This is a genomic window from Streptomyces sp. NPDC047061, assembly GCF_040643955.1.
Lineage (GTDB): Bacteria > Actinomycetota > Actinomycetes > Streptomycetales > Streptomycetaceae > Streptomyces.
On sequence record NZ_JBEYVI010000035.1, the window covers coordinates 64,176 to 83,318 of the forward strand.

Genomic DNA, 19,143 nt, shown 5'->3' on the forward strand with positions numbered 1-19,143 from the left:
TAGGCCATGGCAGCGACGTCCCCGACCCCGACCCCGGCCCTGACCGCCGAGCGCATCCTCGAGGCGACCGAGGAGGTGCTGCGCCGGCACGGCCCGGCCAAGGCCACGGTGGTGGACGTGGCCCGCGCGCTCGGCGTCAGCCACGGCAGTGTCTACCGGCACTTCCGGACCAAGGCGGCGCTGCGGGAAGCGGTGACGAAGAGGTGGCTGGACCGTACCTCGGAGCAGCTGTCCGGCATCGCGGCCGGGGACGGTGACCCGGAGACCCGGCTGCGCGACTGGCTGCAGGCCCTGTTCGACGCGAAGCGGCGCAAGGCCGGCGCCGACCCGGAGCTGTTCGCCACCTACATGGTGCTGGCCGACGAGAACGGCCCGGCGGTCACCGAGCACATCGCCGACCTGACCGGCCAGCTGACCGGGATCATCCGGGACGGGGCCGGGACGGGTGCCTTCACCGTGCCCGACCCCGCCGCCGCGGCCCGGACCGTCTTCCAGGCCACCGGCCGCTTCCACGACCCGGGCTACGCCCGCGAGTGGGTGCGGCCGGAGGCCGGGGCGGACTTCGGGTCGCTGGTGGAGCTGCTGCTGCGCGGCCTCAGCTCACATTGACCGTCACGGCCGGGGAGTAGACCTTCTTGCCGACCGCCGAGACCCGCAGATGCTCGGTGCCCACGGTGTTCAGCTTGGCGGTCAGCGAGTAGGAGCTGCCGTTCTTGGTCTTCGTGGTCGCCTTCAGCGGGATCCACTTGCCGGCCTTCTGGTGCTGGAGCACCAGCGGCCAGCCGACCTTCAGGCCGGAGGTGCGGCCGGTGAAGGTCACCTCGCCACCCGCCTTGACCGAGGTGGTGCTCGCCTTGATCGAGATCGAGGCCATGGCGGACGCGGACGGGGACGGGCTCGGCTTCGGTTTCGCCTCGCCGGCGAGGGCCCCGGTGGTACCGGCCGACAGCAGGGCCACGGAGAGCGCACCGGCGGCGAGGGCTCGGGAGATCTGGCGCTGGGTGGTGTGCATGGACGTACTCCTGTCGAGTGACGGGGGGACTCGTCAAGAGTTGGCCGGGTCACGCCCGGCGGCGACCCGAGCCGTCCCGGCAGCGGGTGGGCGCCACCCCTCGCCCCGGTAAAGTCCGCAGGTGGCGACGGGCACCCTGACCTCGCGCTTCCGCCCCGGAGGATCACTCGAACGGCGTAATGTGCGCTCAGGCGGTGACCCGCCAGAAGTCCCGCATCAGCGGGGTCGGCGTCGGACTCGTCATGGCCGTCTGGGTCAGGAGGACCGTGAACGTACCGGTGGCCGGGACGATGTGCGCGGTGGTGCCGGTGCCGCCGACCCAGCCGTAGCGGCCCGGCACCGACCAGGGGTCGGCCGGGGTGACGTCGACCTGGCCGCCGTACCCCCAGCCCTGGCCCTCCAGGAAGAGGCCGGCGCTGTCGCGCTGGGCCGCCGTCAGGTGGTTGGTGGTCATGCGGCTGACCGAGGTGGCGGTGAGGAGCCGGCGGCCGTCCGGGGCGGCGCCGGCGTTCAGCAGCAGCCGGCCGAACGCCAGCCAGTCGTCGGCCGTGGCGACCAGGCCGCCGCCGCCCGAGTGGAAGCGCGGCAGGCGGCTCCACGCGCCGTCCGGGGTGTCCGTCAGGCGCAGCGTGCCGTCCTCGGCGGGGGAGTAGGAGGAGGTGAAGCGGTGCCGTTTCGAGGCCGGCACCTCGAACGCCGTGTCCCGCATGCCCAGCGGCTCGAAGACCCGCTCCGCCAGGAAGTCGGGGAGGGTGCGGCCCGACACCCGGGCGACCAGGATGCCCTGGAGGTCGGACGAGGTGCCGTACAGCCAGGCCTCGCCCGGCTGGTGCAGCATCGGCACCTGGGCGAGCAGGCCCAGCCAGGTGTCCGGGTCCGGCCAGTCCTGCAGGGCGCGGCCGTCCCGCTGCACGGTGAACAGCGCCTGCACGGCGGGCCGGGAGAAGTCGTCGGGAAAGCCCCAGCCGGTGCGGGAGCTGAGCAGGTCCTCGACGGTGACCTGGCGGTCCGCCGGCACCACGTCCTCGACGGGGCTCGCGGGCGTCCGGACCACCGTCGGCTTCGCGATCTCCGGCAGCCACTCGGCCACCGGGTCGCCGAGCCCGATCCGGCCCTCCTCCACCAGCATCAGCACCGCGGCGGCCACGATCGGCTTGGTGATCGACGCGATCCGGAAGACCGAGTCCCGGGCCATCGGGGCGGACCCCGCCACGTCGGTGTGCCCGACGGCCACCACCTCGACGTCGTCGCCGCGGGCGACGAGCCCCACGGCTCCGGTGACGGTGCCGGCATCGACGTGGCGGCGCAGGGCGGCATGCAGCGGGGACACGGTCATCGGTCGTCCTTCCGGTGGGCGGGATCTTCGACGGTACGACTCCCGGGCCCGCGGAAAGTCATCGCGAGGGCTGGGCGCCCGCGGGGTCCACGGTGGCCTGGTGGGCCTCGGCCAGGTGCTCCTGCGCCTTCAGCCAGGGCAGGAACTGCGCGCCCTTGCTCCAGCCGCAGGTGTCGCATTTGATCGTGCGCTGCACACCCGTGCGCTGCACCCGGACCACGTGTTCCCGGCCGTGCTGGTCCCAGCGGCTGACCTTGCTCTCGTCGATCTGCGACATGACGCCTCCGGAGTCTGTGCCCGGTCTGCTGTTCGGCACGTGTCGACGGCTGGCCGACGGCAAGGAGTGTGCAGCAAGACCAACATCAACGGGGACTTCTTCACCGGGTTTTACCGAGGACGTCCCGGAGTTCACACGGTGGACAACGCACCTTGTGCACCGCTCCGTCCCAACCGCCGGATCATGAACCGGACTTGGTGTACCGGCGGAAACCCTGGACAGGGAATTGACCCTGGCTCAAGATGAAAGCGACCTTGTGAAGCGGCCACCGGCACGGAGAGGCGATGCTGCCGGATCCTCAACGTTTCCTGGCCGTCGCCGGCCGCCGGATCGCCCGCGCCGAGGGCGCGGACCAGGCTGTCCGTGAGCTGTACCGGGTGACGGTCCCCGACCTGGCGGACGGGATGTTCGTCTACCTCGGCGACCGCTCGCCGGGCCGCTCCGAGCCGGAGCGCCTGGAGTTGGACGGGCTGCCTCCCGAACTCGGCGGCGTCATGGGCGGGACGCCCCCGCGATCCAGACCGGTGGCACCCGACGGCGCGCTCGCCGCGCTGCTGCGCTGCGGCAGGGCGCGCGGCCGGGGCCCGGACGACGTGGACGGGGCCCTCGCCGAACTCCTCGGGACGGCGATCCGGCTCCCGCAGGGGAACCGGGTCCTGCTCGCCCCGCTGCGCGCCCCCGACGCCGTCGTGGGCGTGGCCGTGTTCCTGCGCCGCCCGGACCGGGAGGACTTCGTGGAGGACGACATCGCCCTGGCCGACGCGCTGTCGGCGCAGACCGCGCTCGGCGTCCGTGAGGACACCCTCGCCGCCGGGCCGCCCGCCGCGCCGAAGGCCCCGGACGAGGACCGCCTCCGCTACGTCGGCGCCGCCACCCGGCGGATCGCCCGCGGCTTCGACACCGACGAGATCGTGCTCGGCCTGTGCCGGGCCGCCGTACCGACGTACTCCGACGCGGCCCTCGTCTACCTGCGCGACCCGCTGCCGGTCGGCGACGAACGGCCCACCGGCCCGGCCGTGCTGCGGCTGCGCCGCACCGACCGGCTCAAGGGCCCCGGCGCCGAGGGCCTGGTCTGGCCCGCGGAGACGGTGGACGACGAACAGGACGACCTGGACGCCTCCGACTGGAGCGAGGTGGTGCCCGGCGGCGCCCTCGCCGAGGTGCTCCGCGGGGTCCGGCCGGTGTTCGCCGACACCCCGCCGACCCGTGCCGCACTGGGCGAACTGGTCGGCCCCGACAGCGCGCTGAACGACTGGGTCGGCACGCACGCGATCCTCGCCCCGCTGCGCGGCCGCCGCCGGGTCACCGGCGCGGTGGTCTTCCTGCGCCGGCCCGAGCGCCCCGCGTTCGAGCCCGCCGACCTCCTGGTCGCCGCACAGCTCGCCACCCACACCGCGCTCGGCGTCGACAAGGCCGTGCTGTACAGCAGGGAGGCGTTCATCGCCGACCGGCTGCAGCGCGCCATGCTGCCGCACTCCCTGCCCCGGCCCACCGGCGTCCGGCTGGCGGTGCGCTACCTCCCGGCCGCCGAGACCGCGCGCGTCGGCGGCGACTGGTACGACGCGATCCCGCTGCCCGGCAGCCGGGTGGCACTGGTCGTCGGCGACGTCATGGGCCACTCCATGACCTCGGCCGCCGTCATGGGCCAGCTGCGCACCACCGCGCTGACCCTGGCCGGCCTCGACCTGCCCCCGCAGGAGGTGCTGCACCACCTCGACGAACAGGCCCAGCGACTCGGCACCGACCGCATGGCCACCTGCCTGTACGTCGTGTACGACCCCGTCTCGCACCGCATGACCATCGCCAACGCCGGCCATCCGCCGCCGATCCTGCTCCACCCGGGCGGCAAGACCGAGGTCCTCACGGTGCCGCCGGGCGCCCCGATCGGCGTCGGCGGCATCGACTTCGAGGCGGTGGAGCTGGACGCCCCCACCGGGGCGACGCTGTTGCTGTACACCGACGGCCTGGTCGAGTCCCGGCTGCGCGACGTGTGGACCGGCATCGAGCAGCTGCGCGAGAAGCTCGCCGCCACCGCCCAGCTGACCGGCCCCGACCGGCCCCCGCCGCTGGAGGCCCTGTGCGACGAGGTGCTCGACATGCTCGGGCCGGGCGACCGGGACGACGACATCGCGCTGCTCGCCGCCCGCTTCGACGGCATCGCGCCGAGCGACGTCGCGTACTGGACCCTGGAGCCGGAGGTCGGTGCCCCCGGCCGGGCCCGCCGGCTCACCCGGCAGGCCCTGGCCGGCTGGGGCCTGGAGGATCTCACCGACACCGCCGAGCTGCTGGTCAGCGAGATCGTCACCAACGCGGTACGGCACGCCACCCGTCCGATCAGCCTGCGGCTGCTGCGCACGGACGTGCTGCGCTGCGAGGTCGGCGACGACGTGCCGCAGTTGCCGCGGCTGAGGCAGGCGAAGGCGACCGACGAGCACGGGCGGGGCCTGTACCTGGTGCACCGGTTGGCTCGGAGGTGGGGGACGACCCGGCTCGGTACCGGCAAGATCGTCTGGTTCGAATTGGGGGGCAGCGGCGGGTGAGTGCGCCGCCGGGGGTGCCGCGGTGTGCCGTCTGGCGGCTGCGGCGCCGTTGTGGCTGGTCGCGCCCGCGCGGCGGAGCCGCACATCAAATACAGCCCCGCGCCCCTGGCGGGGCGCTTTACGGGACCGTCAGTTGACCGTGCGGGGCAGGCGGAGGCTGAGTAGGCCGGTGACCACCACCAGGGCCAGTTGGACCAGCAGGGTGACGACCAGGGCGTCCCGTGCGCCCTGGTGGGGGATCAGGGAGAGGAACAGGGTGCCCAGGGTGGCCACGCCGAGGGCGAGGGCGGACTGCTGGGTGGTGACCATCACGCCGCTGCCCACCCCGGCCCGCGCGGGCGGTACCTCCGACATCACCAGGCGCAGCACGTTGGGGAGTTGCAGGGCCTGACCGGCACCGGCGACCGCGACCCCGGGCAGCAGCCCGGCGAAGTCCAGGTGCGGCCAGTCCCGGCGGGCGGCGAGCACGATGAGGACGATGCCGACCGCCTGGATCACGGACCCGGCGGTCACCACCCGGCTGCCGTACCGGGCGATCAGCCGCGGCCCGGCGAGCGAGACGAACAGGAAGGCGACGGCCATCGGGGCGAGCGCCATCCCCGCCGCGACCGGCCCCAGGTGCTCCCCGCTCTGCAGGGCCACGGCGATCACGAACATGAACCCGCTGAACCCGATCGAGAACGGCAGCATCAGCACCAGACCCCGGCGCAGCGAGGCGAGTTCGAACAGGCTCGGCGGGACCAGCGGGGTGCGTCCCGCCCGGTCGGCGCGGCGCTCCACGGCGTAGAAGGCGACGGCCACGCCCGGGAACGCGGCCAGCGACAGCCAGGTCCACAGCGGCCAGCCCGCCGCCCGGCCCTCGGTGAGCGGGGCGAGCAGGGCGAGGAGGGAGGCCGCGAGCAGCACGGTGCCGGGTCCGTCGACCGGCTCGGGCTTCTGCGACTTGGTCTCCGGTACGAACCGGGCGCCGAGCACCAGCCCGACGACCACGACCGGCACGTTGACGAGGAACACCGAGCGCCAGCCGGTGCCCCAGATGTCGGCGGCGACCAGCACCCCGCCGAGTATCTGCCCGGCCACCATGGAGAGGCCGGCGGTGGCGCCGTACAGGCTCATGGCGCGGGCGCGGCGGCCGCCGGCGGTGGCGGCCTGGATGGTGGCGAGGACCTGCGGGAGCATCGCGGCGGACGCGGCGCCCTGGGCGACCCGGGCCGCCACCAGCGTCCAGGCGCTGGGCGCGAGTCCGCAGGCCAGCGAGGTCAGCCCGAACGCGGCCATGCCGCCGAGGAAGAGCCGGCGGCGCCCGAACAGGTCGCCGAGCCGGCCGCCGAGGACCAGCAGCACGGCGTAGGCGACGCCGTACCCGGCGACGACGAGTTCCAGGACCGCCTCGCCCGCGTGCAGGTCGGCGCCGATGGTGGGCAGGGCGACGTTGACGATGAAGAAGTCGACGAGGGGAAGGGCGGCGGCCAGCAGGACGGTGAACAGTCCGGGGCCGCCGAGCGCCGGTGGCGCGGACGGGGACCGTACGTTGGCGGTGGTGACGGTTTCGGTCATGCACCCGAGCCTGCGGCCTGGCCGAGACGGGTACCAGAGTCTCCTTGTCCTGGTAGTAGAAGTACCTGGCAACAGGATCGGCGGCGCGGCAGTCTGGACGCATGACGACCACGGCGCAGGAGACGACGAGCCCTCGGCGGACAGCAGCGGCCCCCGCCCCGGGCCGGGGTGCCGACATCCGGCGGCACGAGCTGGCCGCGTTCCTGCGCAGCCGCCGGGAGCGGATCACCCCGGAGGAGGTGGGCCTGCCCCGCGGCACCCGCCGCCGCACGCCCGGCCTGCGCCGCGAGGAGGTCGCCCAGCTCTCCGCGGTCGGCGTCACCTGGTACACCTGGCTCGAACAGGCCCGGGACATCCAGGTCTCCGTCCAGGTCCTGGACGCCCTCGCCCGCACGCTGCGGCTCGACGGCACCGAGCGCGCCCACCTCTTCCAGCTGGCCGAAGCCGTCGACCCGACCCCGGCCGCGAGCTGCACGGGCGTCACCCCGGCCCTGCACGAGATGCTCCGCGCCCTGGAACCCCTCCCGGCCTCCGTCCAGAACAGCCGCTACGACATCCTCGCCTACAACCGCACCTACGCCCGCCTGATGGGCGACCTGGACGCGGTCCCGCCCGAGGACCGCAACTGCATGATCCTCGTCTACACCAACCCCGACTGGCGCCGCTCCATCGTGCACCTGGAGGAGACCCGCCGTCTGATGGCCGCGAAGCTCCGCGCGTCCATGGCCGGCCATCTCGCCGAGCCGGCCTGGAAGATGCTGGTCAAGCGGCTGGCGGCGGAGTCCGCGGAGTTCCGTGAGAACTGGGAACGCTACGAGGTGGTGGACCTGCGCGCCAGGACCAAGCAGTTCCACAACCCGTACGTCGGCTTCCTCACCCTGGAACACACGGACCTGTTCCTGAACCCGGCGTCGGGGGCGCGGATGGTCACCTACGTCCCGGCGGACGAGGACACGCGGGAGCGCCTGGAGCGGCTGCACGACCTGGCGCGGGCGGGAGCCGGGACGCCGAACTCCTGACCGGGGCACGGGAATTCGTTCGTACAACTGAGTACGCGTACTCAGGACCGGGACGCGGTCCGGCCCCGACGATGCAGTGAGCGTGAGGAAACGACGACCGGCCACGGGGGAGACGACGATGGAAACCGGCCCGGCCCGCACCGTTGTCCGGCTGATGCTCACCAACCGCCTCTCGGTGGCCTACCTCGCCCTGGTCGCCGTCGTCATCGCCAAGGCCGCCGTGGACGCCGCCGGCGCCGACGACCACGGCTCCGACTACGCCTGGCTCTGGCCGCCCCTGGTCACGTTCCCGGTGTTCCCGGTGGTCTCGGCGCTCGGCCGGACGGCGTGGCGCACGGACACCCCGAACTGGTTCTTCGTCGGCACGGTCGTCGTCTCGGCGCTGCTCCAGTCCCTGGTCCTGGGCGCCCTCAGGCAGGCCGTCCTGGCCCGGCACCGCCGCTCGGTCCGCTCCGCCGATCTCGGCGCCCCCTGCCGGTGACGGGCCGGGCGAGCCGTCAGGTCCCGGCCGCCGCCCCGTCGAGCAGCTCCCGGGCGGCGGCGAACGCGGCCCGTACCGTCGTGGGGTCGGCGCCGGGGCGGGCGAGGGCGCTCATCGGGATGGGGGTGACGGCGGGCAGGCCGTCGTACCGGGTCAGGCCGTCCGGGGCCGTGCCGACCGCGGCGATGAGGGCGACGCCCTGCCCGGTGCGGGCGATGTCGAGGACCCCCGCGAGATAGCCGGCGTCGCCGACGACCGTGGCCGGCACGCCCTGCGCGGCGAGCGTGGCGATGGCCCGGCGGCGGATCGCACAGGGCTCCTCGATGGCGACCAGCGGCACCGGGGAGGGGGCGTCGGGCCGCCGCCAGCCGGGGGTCGCGTGCCAGGAGAGCGGGAGACCGCCGACGGGCGTGCCCTCGGTGGCGGCGGCCTCCGTGACGTACACCGCCACGTCCACGCTGCCCCGTTCGACCGCCTCCACCAGCCGTGCGGAGCGGTCGATGCGATAGCGGACCCGGCAGCCGGGCCGGACCTCCTGGACTGCGGCGGTGAGCCGGGGCAGGAACTGGTCCGCCGCGTGCTCGGTGGAGCCGATGGTGACGGTGTCGCCGTCCGCGTCCAGCAGCACCCGCACGGCCTCGTCGTGGACGGCGAGGATCCGCCGGGCCTGTTCGAGGAGCAGGCGTCCCTCGGGGGTGAACCGGCTGCCGCGGCCCTCGCGTTCGACCACGGGGTGCCCCAGCGCCTTCTCCAGTCTGCGTACGTGCTGGCTCACCGCCGACTGGCTGAGGGCGAGCGCGCGGGCGGCCCGGTGGAAGCCGCCGCAGTCGGCCACCGCGGTCAGGCTGCGCAGGGCCACGATGTCGAGGACGGGTCGGGACATGGCGGTGACGGTAGCCGTTTCCCCGACCGATCGCGATCCCTGATCGGTTTCGATGCGGAATCATCGTTGGACGCGTTCGGTCACCGCCGCTCATGATGGAGGCATGTTCGCGACCGCCACGGCTGCCCTTCTGACGCAGCGCCGAGTCATCGACTTCGGCGTGGCGTGCAGCGCCCGCTGTCGCTGATTCCTCGATTCCTCCGCGCGTACCCGCGCCCTTCCGCTGCCCCCGGCGAACCCGCCCCGTGGCCGGCACGTGCCGGTGACGGCCGCCTCTCCTCCCCCCCTTTTCTTCTTCTTTTTTCTTCTCTTCCCCTGCTCCGGAACGGGAGTTGCCCCCTCATGTCGTTCTCCTGGGACGAACCCGAAGGTCTCGCCGCGCGCGGCACGCTGATCGTGCTGGCCGGCCGCGGCGAACACGGCGGTGTGTACGAGCGGTTCGGCCGCCGGCTGGCCTTCGACGCCTACCGCGTCCGCGCCCTCGGCGACCCGGCCGCCGACCCGGCGGTCCTCGACGAGGCCGCCGAACTCCTCGCCGACGAGTCACTGCCCGGACCGAAGGTCCTGGTCGGCTCGGACACCGGCGCCCGCTACGCCGTGGAGCCGGCCGCCGGGCCGGCCTCCGGCGCCGACGCGCTGATCCTGGCCGGCCTGCCCACCGGCCCCTGGGCGGCCGGCGGCTGGGAGACCGAGATCGAGGCGCGCACCGCCTGCCCCACCCACCAGGCCCGGCTGACCCGCGACCCCGCCTTCCGCCGCGGGGCCCTCGACATCACACCGGACCTGCCGGAACTCCGCCTGGACCGGGTACGGGTGCCGGTGCTGGCCCTGCACGGCAAGGACGACCGGGTCAGCCCGGTGACGGCGGCCCGCGCGGCCTACGCGGACTCCCCGGTCCACCTGGTGGAGTTCACCGGCGGCCGCCACGACGTCCTCAACGACGCCCTGCACCGCACGGCCGCCGCCACCGTCGTGCTGTTCCTGGAGCGGCTGCGCCTCTCGCCCGGGCTGCCCCTGATCGCGGAGGGTCTCGCATGAGCCGCCGGGTCCTGACCACCGCCGCCGCACTGCACGCCCTGCTCGGCTCCGGTCGCCCTCCCGCCGTCCTCGACGTCCGCTGGGCCCTGGGCGACCCGCACGGCCGCGACCACTACGCCGACGGCCACCTCCCGGGCGCGGTCTACGTCGACCTCGACACCGAACTGGCCGCGCCGCCCTCGCCGCGGGACGGCCGCCATCCCCTGCCCGGCCTCGACACCCTCCAGGCGGCGGTACGGCGCTGGGGAGTGAGGGCGGACCAGCCCGTCGTGGTCTACGACGACCTGGGCAACACGGCGGCCGCACGGGCCTGGTGGCTGCTGCGGTACGCGGGCCTCACCGACGTCACGCTCCTCGACGGGGCGCTGGGCGCCTGGCGGGTGGCCGGGCTGCCGCTGGAGACCGGGATCCCGGCCGCTCCGGCGCCCGGAGACGTCGTACTGCGGGCGGGCGCGCTGCCGGTCACGGACGCCGACGGCGCCGCCGGGCTCGCCGCCGCCGGGCTGCTGCTGGACGCGCGGGCCGGGGAGCGGTACCGGGGCGAGGCGGAGCCGGTGGATCCGCGGGCCGGGCACATCCCGGGCGCGGTCTCCGCGCCGACCGGCGAGAACCTCGCGGCCGACGGCACCTTCCTCCCCGCCGACGCGCTGCGCGAACGGTTCGGGAGGGCGGGCGCGGGCGCGGCGACGCGGATCGGCGTCTACTGCGGCTCCGGGGTCACCGCCGCCCACCAGATCGCGGCCCTGGAGATCGCCGGGTTCGAGGCGGCGGTCCTGTTCCCGGGCTCCTGGTCGGCGTGGTCGGCGGATCCCGACCGTCCGGCCGCGACCGGACCACTTCCGTCCGGGTCGCCCTCGGCCGTGGCGGGCTCCGCGGGGGGTTCCTCATGACCACCGAGTCGCTGAAGGCCGCCGTCCCCGCCCCGCAGGCCGCGCCCTCCGCCGGGCGGGTCACGATCCGCGGTACCGTCCGGCAGGGCCGTCGGCCGGCCGTGCCCCGTTCCGTGCGCCGCGCCGCCGGACCCGTCGGGCTGGTCCTGCTCTGGTTCCTGGCCTCCGCCACCGGCGTCCTCCCGGAGTCCGTGCTGGCCTCCCCGGTGGACGTGCTCGGACAGGCCGTCGACCTCACCAAGGACGGCGAACTGCCCCGCGCCGTCGCCGCGTCGGGCCGCCGGGCCGGCATCGGCTTCCTCATCGGCGCCACGGTCGCCCTCGTCCTCTCCCTCCTCGCCGGGCTGTTCCGGCTCGGCGAGGACGTCATCGACTCCTCGATGGGCATGTTCCGGGCGATCCCCTGGGTCGGACTGATCCCGCTGTTCATCGTCTGGTTCGGCATCGAGGAGACCCCGAAGATCGCCCTGGTCGCCCTCGGCGTCACCTACCCCCTGTACTTCAACATCTACGGCGGCATCCGCTCCACCGACGCCCAACTCGTCGAGGCCGCCCGCATGATGGGCCTCGGCCGGCTCGGCCTCGTCACCTACGTGATCCTGCCGAGCGCGCTGCCCGGTGCCCTCGTGGGACTCCGGTACGCCCTCTCGACGGCCTGGCTGGCCCTGGTCTTCGCCGAGCAGATCAACGCGGACGCGGGCCTCGGCTACCTGATGAGCAACGCCCAGCAGTACTTCCGCACCGACGTCATCGTGCTGTGCCTCGTCGTCTACGCCCTGCTCGGCCTGGCCTGCGACTTCGCCGTACGGATCCTGTCCCGCCGGCTGCTGACCTGGCGCGCCAACTTCGAGGGCGAGGCGTGAGCACCATGGCCAACAGCGTGGAGATCAGGGGGCTTTCCCGGGCCTTCGACGGCAACACCGTCCTGCACGACCTCGATCTCGACATCCGGGAGGGCGAGTTCGTGGCCCTGCTCGGGCACAGCGGCTGCGGCAAGTCGACGCTGCTGCGGATCCTCGCCGGACTCGACGACGAGATCGGCGGCGAGGTGACCGTGCCGGTCCGGCGCAGTGCCGCGTTCCAGTCGCCGCGGCTGCTGCCCTGGCTGAAGGTGTGGCGCAACGTCGTCCTCGGTCTGCCCGGCCGCGCCGACCGCGCGCTCGCCGCGAAGGCCCTGGACGAGGTGGGCATCGCCGACCGCGCCGGGGTGTGGCCCAAGACCCTCTCCGGCGGCCAGGCCCAGCGCGTCTCGCTGGCCCGCGCCCTGGTCCGCGAACCCGAACTGCTCCTCCTCGACGAGCCGTTCGGCGCCCTCGACGCCCTCACCCGCGGCAAGGTCCAGCAACTCGTCGCCGAACTCTGGCAGTCGCACGGCTGCGCGGTCCTCCTCGTCACCCACGACGTGGAGGAGGCGCTGCTGCTCGCCGACCGGGTGCTGGTCATGGACGGCGGCCGGATCGCCCACGAACTCACCGTCGACCTGCCCCGCCCCCGCGACCTGACCACCCCCGACTTCGTCTCCCTGCGCGCCCGGCTGCTCGGCTGGCTCGGCGTCACCCGCACCCTGGAAGGAACCCCCTCGTGACACGCAGACTGGCCGTCACCACCGTCACCACCGTCGCCCTGAGCGTTCTCGCCCTGCCGGCCCTGACCGCCTGCGGCGCGGACTCCTCGGCGGACGCCTCCGCCAAGGGGCAGGTCACCCTCACCATCGGCGACCAGGCCAGGACCCTGCAGACGATCGTCGCCGCCTCCGACGCCCTCAAGGGCGCCGAGTACAAGGTGAAGTGGGCCGAGTTCGAGGGCGCCGCGCCGCTCTACCAGGCCGTGCAGGCGGGCGCCGCCGACACGGGGTTCTCCGCCGACCTGCCCGCCCTGCAGGCGCTCAGCGGCGGGGTGAGACTGAAGAACATCGCGGCCCTCAAGAACGACGGCACGCACGTCGGCATCGTCGTCCGCAAGGACTCCGGCATCGACAGCGTCAAGGACCTCAAGGGCCAGAAGGTGGTCGTCTCCTCGGCCAAGGGCAGCGTCTCGGAGTACCTGCTGGCCAACGTGCTCAAGCAGAACGGTCTCAGCTACAAGGACGTCCAGGTGCAGTACCTGCTGCCGACCGACGCGCAGGCCGCCTTCGCCTCCGGGAAGATCAGGATCTGGGCGACCTTCGGCGTCTACCAGGCCGTCGGCCTGGAGCAGGGCGGCCGGCTGCTCGTCGACGGCGGCGACGGCCGGGTCAGCGGCATCGGCTTCGTCAACGCCTCCGACAAGGCCCTCGCGGACACCTCGAAGAAGGCCGCTCTGTCCGACTTCCTCAAGCGGCTCGGCACGGCCCTGAAGTGGACCAGCACCCACCAGGACGCCTACGCCAAGGCCATCGAGCAGCGCAACGGCGCCGACGCCACCGTGGCCAGGACCCTGGCGTCCGCCGCGTACAGCCAGGTGCTGCCGATCACCTCCGACGTGAACACGACGGTCCAGGGCGTCGCCGACCTCATGAACGGCATCGGCGTCCTCGACCCGAACGTGGACGTGGCGAAGTCCGCCGACACGTCACTTCTCAAGTAACCACGGGAGCCCTCATGCCTGTCGAGTTCATCAGCGCCGTCCACACCGACGCCGGAGCCTCCGGCCCCGCCGCCGGCCGTACCGGCCTCGACGTCGACCACCTGCGCAGGTACGCCCGCGCCCTGGACGACGGCGGCTTCGACCACACCCTGGTCGCCTACCACTCGGCCTCCCCGGACGCCTTCCAGGTCGCCCAGTTCGTCGCCACCCACACCGAACGCGTCCGCCCGATCCTCGCCCACCGCCCCGGCGTGATCTTCCCGACCCACGCGGCCCGCGCCCTGGCGACCCTCGACCAGATAAGTAACGGCCGTCTCACGCTCCACATCATCTCCGGCGGCAACGACGAGGAGCAGCGCCGCGAGGGCGACTACCTCGACAAGGCCGAGCGGTACGAGCGGTCGGACGAGTACATCCAGATCCTCCGCAAGGTCTGGCAGGCCGACGGCCCGGTCTCGCACCACGGCAAGTACTTCACCTTCGAGGGCCACCACTCCGACGTGAAGCCCGTGCACGGTCTGGTCCCGATCTCCGTCGGCGGTTCCTCCCAGGACGCCTACCGGGTCGGCGGGCAGCAGGGCGACATCTTCGGCCTGTGGGGCGAACCGCTGAAGGAGACGGCCGAGCAGATCGCCGCCGTCAACGCGGTCGCCGACGCGGCCGGCCGCCCGCACCCCCGGATCTGGGTCTCCTTCCGCCCGATCATCGCGCCCACCGAGGAACTCGCCCGGGAGAAGGCGCACCGCACGCTGGGCGTCCTCCAGGACCAGGCCCGCACCACCGAACAACTCCGCCACTACCGCACCACCGGCCGACCGGCGAACGTCGGCTCCCAGCGGCTGCTCGACCTCGCCGGGCGCGGCGAGGTCCACGACCGCTGCCTGTGGACCGCCCCCGCCGTCGCCACCAACGCGGCCGGCGCCTCCACCGCCCTGGTCGGCACCCCCGAGACCGTCGCCCAGGCCCTCCTCGACTATGTCGACATCGGCTGCGACCTGCTGTCGATCCGCGGCTACGACCCGCTCAACGACGCCATCGACTACGCCCGGCACGTCCTGCCCCTGGTCCGCCAGGAACTGGCCCACCGCGCCGCCACCGCCCCCGCCGCCTGACACCCCCGCGAGCAATCCATGGAGACCCCGTGTTGTTGTCCCGCGCCCTGCGCGCGCCCGCCGCCCTGCTCACCGCCCTCCTGCTGCCCTTCGCCGCGGCCTGCGGCGGCAGCGCCCGGGCCGACTCCGAGGCCGACGTCACCCTGCGCGTCGGCGCCACCGGCTGGAAGGTCGAGGAGGCGGTCCTGAAGTTCGCCCACCTCGACGACACCCCGTACAAGGTGAAGTGGAGCGTGTTCCAGGGCGGCGACCAGCAGCTCCAGGCCGTCCGCGCGGGCGCCCTCGACCTCGCCTCCTCCAGCGAGATCCCGCCGGTCTTCTCGGCCGCCGACGGCAGACCGGACTTCAAGGTCGTCGCCGTCCAGCAGGGCACGACCCTCAACCAGGAGGTCGTCGTCCCCAAGGGCTCGAAGGTGACCGACATCGCGGGCCTCAAGGGCAGGAAGGTCGGCTACGTCAAGAACACCACCGCCCACTACTTCCTCTACGAACTGCTGAAGCGGGCGGGCCTGACCTGGTCCGACATCGACGCCAAGCCCCTCCTCCCCAACGACGGCCTGGCCGCCCTGAACGGCGGCTCCATCGACGCCTTCGCCTCCTACGGCACCTCGATCATCACCGCCCACCAGCAGGGCGCCACGACCGTCGGCTCCGGCGCGGACATCCTGTCCGGCAACTTCCTCTGGTCGGCCCGCGACAGCGTCCTGAAGAGCTCCGCGCAGAAGGCCGCGGCGGCCGACCTGATCGCCCGGATCACCAAGGCGTACGCGTACGTCCGCGACGGCCACGAGGCCGCCTTCGCCCAGGTGATCGCGGAGAACACCCACCAGCCGGCCGCCCAGGCCGAACAGGACCTGACCGCCCAGCAGAAGCAGCGCCCCACGCGGGCCCGCACGGTCGACGACACGGCGATCGCCTCCGAGCAGAAGGTGGCCGACGCGTTCACCGAGCTGGGCGCACTGTCCTCGCACCTGGACGTGCGGTCGTTCTGGACCACCGCCCTGAACGCCGACCTGAAGAAGGCCCTGTGACCGCCGCGACCGTCGACCGCATGGCCGAACTGGCCGCCGAGTACGACCGCACCGGCACCTTCCCCGCCGAGTCGCTGGCACTCGTCCACGAGGCGGGCTGGCTGACCGCGACGATCGGCCGGCAGTACGGCGGCCGGGGCGCCGGAGTCGAGGACACCGCCCGCATCCTGCACACCGTCGGCCGGGGCGACCCGTCCGTCGCCCTCATCACGGCGATGACCCTGGCCACCCACGCCCGCCAGGCGGCCCGCCCCCACTGGCCGGAGGGGCTGTACGCGCGCGTGCTGAAGGAGTCCGAACAGCGCCCGGTTCTCGTCAACCACGCGCGTGTGGAGCCGGAACTGGGCTCCCCGGCCCGGGGCGGCCTCCCGGCCACCCGCGCCCACCGCACCCCGGACGGCTGGTCGATCAGCGGCACCAAGAGGTTCGTGACCGGAGCGGAGGGCCTGGACTGGTTCCTGGTGTGGGCGACCACCGACGAACCGGAGCCGAGTCACCCTGCGGCACGCGCACGCGCTGCGGGTGCCGGTGGTCCCCCGGGGCGCGGGCACCGGCCTGTCGGGCGGGGCGGCGGCCGGTGAGGGCTCCCTGGTCCTGGACCTGTCCGGGATGAACCGCGTCCTCGAACTGTCCCCACAGGACCAGCTCGCGGTCGTCGAACCGGGCGTGATCACGGCGGACCTGGACCGCGCGGCGGCCGCCCACGGGCTGCGCTACGCGCCCGACCCGGCGAGCGATGCCCTGTCCACGATCGGCGGGAACATCGCCACCAACGCGGGCGGCCTGCGCTGCGCCAAGTACGGCGTGACCAGGGACAGCGTGCTGGGCCTGGAGGCGGTCCTCGCGGACGGCACGGTGATCGCCACCGGCCGCCGTACCGTCAAGGGCGTCACCGGCTACGACCTGACCGCGCTGCTGACCGGCTCGGAGGGCACCCTCGCGGTGATCACCGGGGCGACCCTGCGACTACGGCCGCTGCCCGCCGCGACGGCGACCCTGGCCGCGTACTTCGCCACCTTCGAGGCGGCGGCCCGGGCGTCGTACGCGATCGCGCGCGCCGGGGTCGTCCCGGCCCTCGCGGAACTGCTCGACGGACCGGTCCTGGAGGCCGTCGACCCGGCCCTGCGCGAGCACGGCGCCGCCCTGCTGATCGTGCAGTGCGACGGTGCCGGGGCGGCCGCCGAGGCGCAGGCGGTGGCGGACGTCCTCGCCCCCCTGGCCACGAGCGTGCGGACGACCACCGACCCGGCCGAGGAGGAAGCCCTCCTGTCCGCCCGCCGCCAGGCACTCCCCGCGCTGGAACGCCTCGGCCGCCCCCTCATCGAGGACATCGCGGTACCCCGCTCCCGGCTCGCCGAGGCCGCCGCGGAGATCCGCGCGATCTCGGCCCGCCACGGGACACCGGTCTTCACCCTCGCCCACGCGGCCGACGGCAACCTGCACCCGATCATCGTGGTCGATCCTGCCCTGGACCGACTGCCGGACGCGGCCTGGGAGACGGCGGGCGAGATCTTCGCCCTGGCCCTGCGCCTGGGCGGCACCCTCACCGGCGAACACGGCGTCGGCGTCCTCAAGCGGCAGTGGGTCGCCGACGAACTCGGCCCGGCCGCCCACGCGTTGCAACGCCGCCTGAAGGAGGCCTTCGACCCGCACGGGATCCTCAACCCGGGCAAGGCCCTGTGAGCCCCTCCGGCGGTGATCGGTCCTGGTCCGGACGGACACCCTCACGGCCGCCCCGGGCTCACGGGCGGCCGTCTCCGGCCTGTTCGGGGCGGCCGCCGCGTCAGCAGGAGGCGGTGGATGCCCGCACGTCGTCGAGCGCCTGCCGCGCGATCTTGCCGAAGTCGTCGCCGGTGGCCGTCCGGCTCCAGCGTTCGTAGGCGATCGCGGAGGCGAGCCCGCCGAGTTCCGCGGCCACGCGGGCGGTCAGGTCGGGAACGCCGCGCTCTTCGAGCGCACGGGTCATCGACGCGAGGAGGCCGAGATTCTTGAGTGCTTCGCGTTCTCGTAGTTCGGGGTGGGCGGCGATCACCGCCTGCCTGCGGGCGACGCGTTCCCGGCGGGCGGCCGTGAAGATCTCCTGGCCGGCCGCGTCCAGCGCATGTGCCACCGCTTCGAGCGGGGTGGCCGTGGCCGGCGCCGCGACGATCGCTCCGGCGAGCAGTTCGTCCACGGCGCCGCCGCCGAAGAGCACTTCCCGCTTGTCCTGGAAGTGCCGGAAGAAGGTGCTCTTCCCCAGCCCCGCGCGCTGCGCGATGTCGATCACGGTCGTGTTCTCGTAGCCGCGCTCGGCGAACAGGTCGAGGGCGGCGTGAGCGAGCCGTTCTGCTGCATTCGGTTCCCAGCGGGCCATGGACACACTCTACGGGACTTGGTTCCGTCACTGGTGCTATCGTGATGGGACCAAGTCCCGTCACGTGTCCCGTGAGGAGTCCGCCGGTGAGCCGAGCCGTGATCTACGAAGCGTTCGGAGGCCCCGAAGTGCTGGAGCTGCGAGAGGTTCCGGAGCCGCATGCCGGCCCCGGTGAGGTCCGCGTCCGCGTGACGGCAGCCGGGCTGAACCCCATGGACTGGGGTATCGCCGCGCGGCCGGAGCTGGCGGCGCGGTTCGGCATCGACGTCCCGTCCGGCTTCGGGTACGACCTCGCCGGTCTCGTCGACGAGGTCGGCGACGGCGTCACGGGCTTCGCCACGGGCGACCGCGTCTACGGCGGCGTGCTGGGCCGGGCCGTGGCCGATCACGTCGTGGTCGCGATCCCCGCCGATTCGCTCTGGCATACGCCGGAGGGCATCAGCGACGAGGTGGCGAGCACGCTCGCGGTGGCCGGCGCCAGCGCCGTCGCCGCGCTGGCCGCGATCGGCCTGCGGTCCGGCGACACCGTCCTGGTCGGCGGCGCGGCCGGCGGCGTAGGTGTGTTCGCCGTGCAACTCGCCGGACTCGCCGGCGCCCGAGTGATCGGCACCGCGTCGGAGGGCACCTTCGATTTCCTGCGGCGGCTGGGTGCCGAGCCGGTCGCCCACGGCCCCGGGCTGGCCGACCGGGTACGGGCACTGGCTCCCGGCGGGTTGACGGCCGCGACCGACCTGTTCGGCACGGAGACGGCCGAGGCCGCGCTGGCGCTCGGTGTGGCGCGTGAACGGATCTCGACGATCGCCGCGGGTCCCCGTCCTCCCGGCGGGGTGCGCGCGACCGGTGCTTTCGACGCGGCGCCCGGTGCTCTCCAGCAGGTCACCGACGCGATCCTGGCCGGCCGGCTCACCGTGCCCGTCGCCGCGCGCTTCCCGGTCGAGAAGATCCGCGACGCCGTGACGCTGCAGGCCGGACGGCACGTCCACGGCAAGATCGTGGTCACGCTGTGACCGCGCCCGAACCACCTCACACGGAAGCGACGAAGGGACGAC

General features: G+C 73.8%; 20 protein-coding genes. 14 read left to right on the forward strand and 6 right to left on the reverse strand.

What is annotated here, in order from left to right; genetic code table 11:
• Window positions 1–6: 6 nt before the first annotated feature.
• Window positions 7–609 (forward strand): TetR family transcriptional regulator, encoded by a 603-nt coding sequence (locus ABZ887_RS37260; protein WP_361299790.1) that lies wholly within the window; start codon window positions 7–9, stop codon window positions 607–609.
• On the opposite strand, the gene ABZ887_RS37265 is transcribed toward ABZ887_RS37260, so the two are convergent.
• The 3 genes from ABZ887_RS37265 to ABZ887_RS37275 form a co-directional block, all read right to left on the reverse strand.
• Complete coding sequence (locus ABZ887_RS37265; protein WP_361299793.1) at window positions 596–1,012, reverse strand: hypothetical protein; 417 nt, start codon at window positions 1,010–1,012, stop codon at window positions 596–598. The genes ABZ887_RS37260 and ABZ887_RS37265 overlap by 14 nt on opposite strands.
• Window positions 1,013–1,199: 187 nt before the next feature.
• Window positions 1,200–2,342, reverse strand: coding sequence for a serine hydrolase domain-containing protein (locus ABZ887_RS37270; protein ID WP_361299968.1), 1,143 nt, complete (start codon window positions 2,340–2,342; stop codon window positions 1,200–1,202).
• Between the two features lie 64 nt (window positions 2,343–2,406).
• Window positions 2,407–2,625 (reverse strand): hypothetical protein, encoded by a 219-nt coding sequence (locus tag ABZ887_RS37275; protein WP_361299796.1) that lies wholly within the window; start codon window positions 2,623–2,625, stop codon window positions 2,407–2,409.
• 284 nt (window positions 2,626–2,909) lie between these two features.
• On the opposite strand from ABZ887_RS37275, the gene ABZ887_RS37280 reads away from it, so the two are divergent.
• Window positions 2,910–5,165: a SpoIIE family protein phosphatase gene (locus ABZ887_RS37280; RefSeq protein WP_361299799.1), complete on the forward strand. Its 2,256-nt coding sequence runs from the start codon at window positions 2,910–2,912 to the stop codon at window positions 5,163–5,165.
• 129 nt (window positions 5,166–5,294) lie between these two features.
• On the opposite strand, the gene ABZ887_RS37285 is transcribed toward ABZ887_RS37280, so the two are convergent.
• Entirely contained in the window at window positions 5,295–6,722 is a 1,428-nt protein-coding gene (locus ABZ887_RS37285) for an MFS transporter (RefSeq protein ID WP_361299802.1), read from the reverse strand.
• Window positions 6,723–6,823: 101 nt separating this feature from the next.
• On the opposite strand from ABZ887_RS37285, the gene ABZ887_RS37290 reads away from it, so the two are divergent.
• Window positions 6,824–7,741 carry a helix-turn-helix transcriptional regulator gene (locus ABZ887_RS37290; RefSeq protein WP_361299805.1) on the forward strand — a complete coding sequence of 306 codons (918 nt, stop codon included), beginning with the start codon at window positions 6,824–6,826 and terminating at the stop codon, window positions 7,739–7,741.
• A gap of 118 nt (window positions 7,742–7,859) precedes the next feature.
• On the forward strand, window positions 7,860–8,222 hold the full coding sequence (locus ABZ887_RS37295; RefSeq protein WP_361299808.1) for a hypothetical protein: 363 nt from the start codon (window positions 7,860–7,862) through the stop codon (window positions 8,220–8,222).
• Window positions 8,223–8,238: 16 nt separating this feature from the next.
• On the opposite strand, the gene ABZ887_RS37300 is transcribed toward ABZ887_RS37295, so the two are convergent.
• On the reverse strand, window positions 8,239–9,105 hold the full coding sequence (locus tag ABZ887_RS37300; protein WP_361299811.1) for a LysR family transcriptional regulator: 867 nt from the start codon (window positions 9,103–9,105) through the stop codon (window positions 8,239–8,241).
• Window positions 9,106–9,447: 342 nt separating this feature from the next.
• Between ABZ887_RS37300 and ABZ887_RS37305 the strand changes: the two genes are divergently transcribed.
• From ABZ887_RS37305 to ABZ887_RS37345, 9 genes are read left to right on the forward strand one after another with little or no spacing between them, the layout of a single operon-like run.
• Window positions 9,448–10,143 carry a lysophospholipase gene (locus tag ABZ887_RS37305; RefSeq protein WP_361299814.1) on the forward strand — a complete coding sequence of 232 codons (696 nt, stop codon included), beginning with the start codon at window positions 9,448–9,450 and terminating at the stop codon, window positions 10,141–10,143.
• The gene (locus ABZ887_RS37310) at window positions 10,140–11,033 is read left to right on the forward strand and encodes a sulfurtransferase (protein ID WP_361299816.1); all 894 of its coding nucleotides are present in this window, start codon (window positions 10,140–10,142) and stop codon (window positions 11,031–11,033) included. Before ABZ887_RS37305 ends, ABZ887_RS37310 begins: the two co-directional genes overlap by 4 nt.
• The gene (locus tag ABZ887_RS37315; protein WP_361299819.1) at window positions 11,030–11,896 is read left to right on the forward strand and encodes an ABC transporter permease; all 867 of its coding nucleotides are present in this window, start codon (window positions 11,030–11,032) and stop codon (window positions 11,894–11,896) included. The genes ABZ887_RS37310 and ABZ887_RS37315 overlap by 4 nt, the downstream gene beginning before the upstream one ends.
• Before the next feature lie 5 nt (window positions 11,897–11,901).
• Window positions 11,902–12,618, forward strand: coding sequence for an ABC transporter ATP-binding protein (locus tag ABZ887_RS37320; RefSeq protein ID WP_361299970.1), 717 nt, complete (start codon window positions 11,902–11,904; stop codon window positions 12,616–12,618).
• Entirely contained in the window at window positions 12,615–13,598 is a 984-nt protein-coding gene (locus tag ABZ887_RS37325; RefSeq protein WP_361299822.1) for an ABC transporter substrate-binding protein, read from the forward strand. The genes ABZ887_RS37320 and ABZ887_RS37325 overlap by 4 nt, the downstream gene beginning before the upstream one ends.
• Window positions 13,599–13,612: 14 nt before the next feature.
• Window positions 13,613–14,710, forward strand: a complete 1,098-nt coding sequence (locus ABZ887_RS37330) for an LLM class flavin-dependent oxidoreductase (RefSeq protein ID WP_361299825.1) — start codon at window positions 13,613–13,615, stop codon at window positions 14,708–14,710.
• Between the two features lie 29 nt (window positions 14,711–14,739).
• Window positions 14,740–15,741 (forward strand): ABC transporter substrate-binding protein, encoded by a 1,002-nt coding sequence (locus ABZ887_RS37335; protein WP_361299828.1) that lies wholly within the window; start codon window positions 14,740–14,742, stop codon window positions 15,739–15,741.
• On the forward strand, window positions 15,738–16,322 hold the full coding sequence (locus tag ABZ887_RS37340; protein WP_361299831.1) for an acyl-CoA dehydrogenase family protein: 585 nt from the start codon (window positions 15,738–15,740) through the stop codon (window positions 16,320–16,322). The genes ABZ887_RS37335 and ABZ887_RS37340 overlap by 4 nt, the downstream gene beginning before the upstream one ends.
• Entirely contained in the window at window positions 16,264–17,424 is a 1,161-nt protein-coding gene (locus ABZ887_RS37345; protein WP_361299834.1) for an FAD-linked oxidase C-terminal domain-containing protein, read from the forward strand. Before ABZ887_RS37340 ends, ABZ887_RS37345 begins: the two co-directional genes overlap by 59 nt.
• 100 nt (window positions 17,425–17,524) lie before the next feature.
• Here ABZ887_RS37345 and ABZ887_RS37350 read toward each other — a convergent pair whose 3' ends face one another.
• Window positions 17,525–18,094, reverse strand: coding sequence for a helix-turn-helix domain-containing protein (locus ABZ887_RS37350; RefSeq protein ID WP_361299837.1), 570 nt, complete (start codon window positions 18,092–18,094; stop codon window positions 17,525–17,527).
• 86 nt (window positions 18,095–18,180) lie between these two features.
• On the opposite strand from ABZ887_RS37350, the gene ABZ887_RS37355 reads away from it, so the two are divergent.
• Window positions 18,181–19,101, forward strand: coding sequence for an NADP-dependent oxidoreductase (locus ABZ887_RS37355; protein ID WP_361299840.1), 921 nt, complete (start codon window positions 18,181–18,183; stop codon window positions 19,099–19,101).
• The last annotated feature ends 42 nt before the right edge of the window (window positions 19,102–19,143 follow it).

Excerpts from the sequence above, each read along its gene's own strand:
- ABZ887_RS37350 (WP_361299837.1), bottom strand. The coding sequence starts at position 18,094 with ATGGCCCGCTGGGAACCGAATGCAGCAGAACGGCTCGCTCACGCCGCC.
- ABZ887_RS37295 (WP_361299808.1), top strand. The coding sequence starts at position 7,860 with ATGGAAACCGGCCCGGCCCGCACCGTTGTCCGGCTGATGCTCACCAAC.
- ABZ887_RS37285 (WP_361299802.1), bottom strand. The coding sequence starts at position 6,722 with ATGACCGAAACCGTCACCACCGCCAACGTACGGTCCCCGTCCGCGCCA.
- ABZ887_RS37305 (WP_361299814.1), top strand. The coding sequence starts at position 9,448 with ATGTCGTTCTCCTGGGACGAACCCGAAGGTCTCGCCGCGCGCGGCACG.
- ABZ887_RS37310 (WP_361299816.1), top strand. The coding sequence starts at position 10,140 with ATGAGCCGCCGGGTCCTGACCACCGCCGCCGCACTGCACGCCCTGCTC.
- ABZ887_RS37260 (WP_361299790.1), top strand. The coding sequence starts at position 7 with ATGGCAGCGACGTCCCCGACCCCGACCCCGGCCCTGACCGCCGAGCGC.
- ABZ887_RS37265 (WP_361299793.1), bottom strand. The coding sequence starts at position 1,012 with ATGCACACCACCCAGCGCCAGATCTCCCGAGCCCTCGCCGCCGGTGCG.
- ABZ887_RS37320 (WP_361299970.1), top strand. The coding sequence starts at position 11,902 with ATGGCCAACAGCGTGGAGATCAGGGGGCTTTCCCGGGCCTTCGACGGC.
- ABZ887_RS37275 (WP_361299796.1), bottom strand. The coding sequence starts at position 2,625 with ATGTCGCAGATCGACGAGAGCAAGGTCAGCCGCTGGGACCAGCACGGC.
- ABZ887_RS37280 (WP_361299799.1), top strand. The coding sequence starts at position 2,910 with ATGCTGCCGGATCCTCAACGTTTCCTGGCCGTCGCCGGCCGCCGGATC.
- ABZ887_RS37330 (WP_361299825.1), top strand. The coding sequence starts at position 13,613 with ATGCCTGTCGAGTTCATCAGCGCCGTCCACACCGACGCCGGAGCCTCC.
- ABZ887_RS37315 (WP_361299819.1), top strand. The coding sequence starts at position 11,030 with ATGACCACCGAGTCGCTGAAGGCCGCCGTCCCCGCCCCGCAGGCCGCG.
- ABZ887_RS37300 (WP_361299811.1), bottom strand. The coding sequence starts at position 9,105 with ATGTCCCGACCCGTCCTCGACATCGTGGCCCTGCGCAGCCTGACCGCG.
- ABZ887_RS37290 (WP_361299805.1), top strand. The coding sequence starts at position 6,824 with ATGACGACCACGGCGCAGGAGACGACGAGCCCTCGGCGGACAGCAGCG.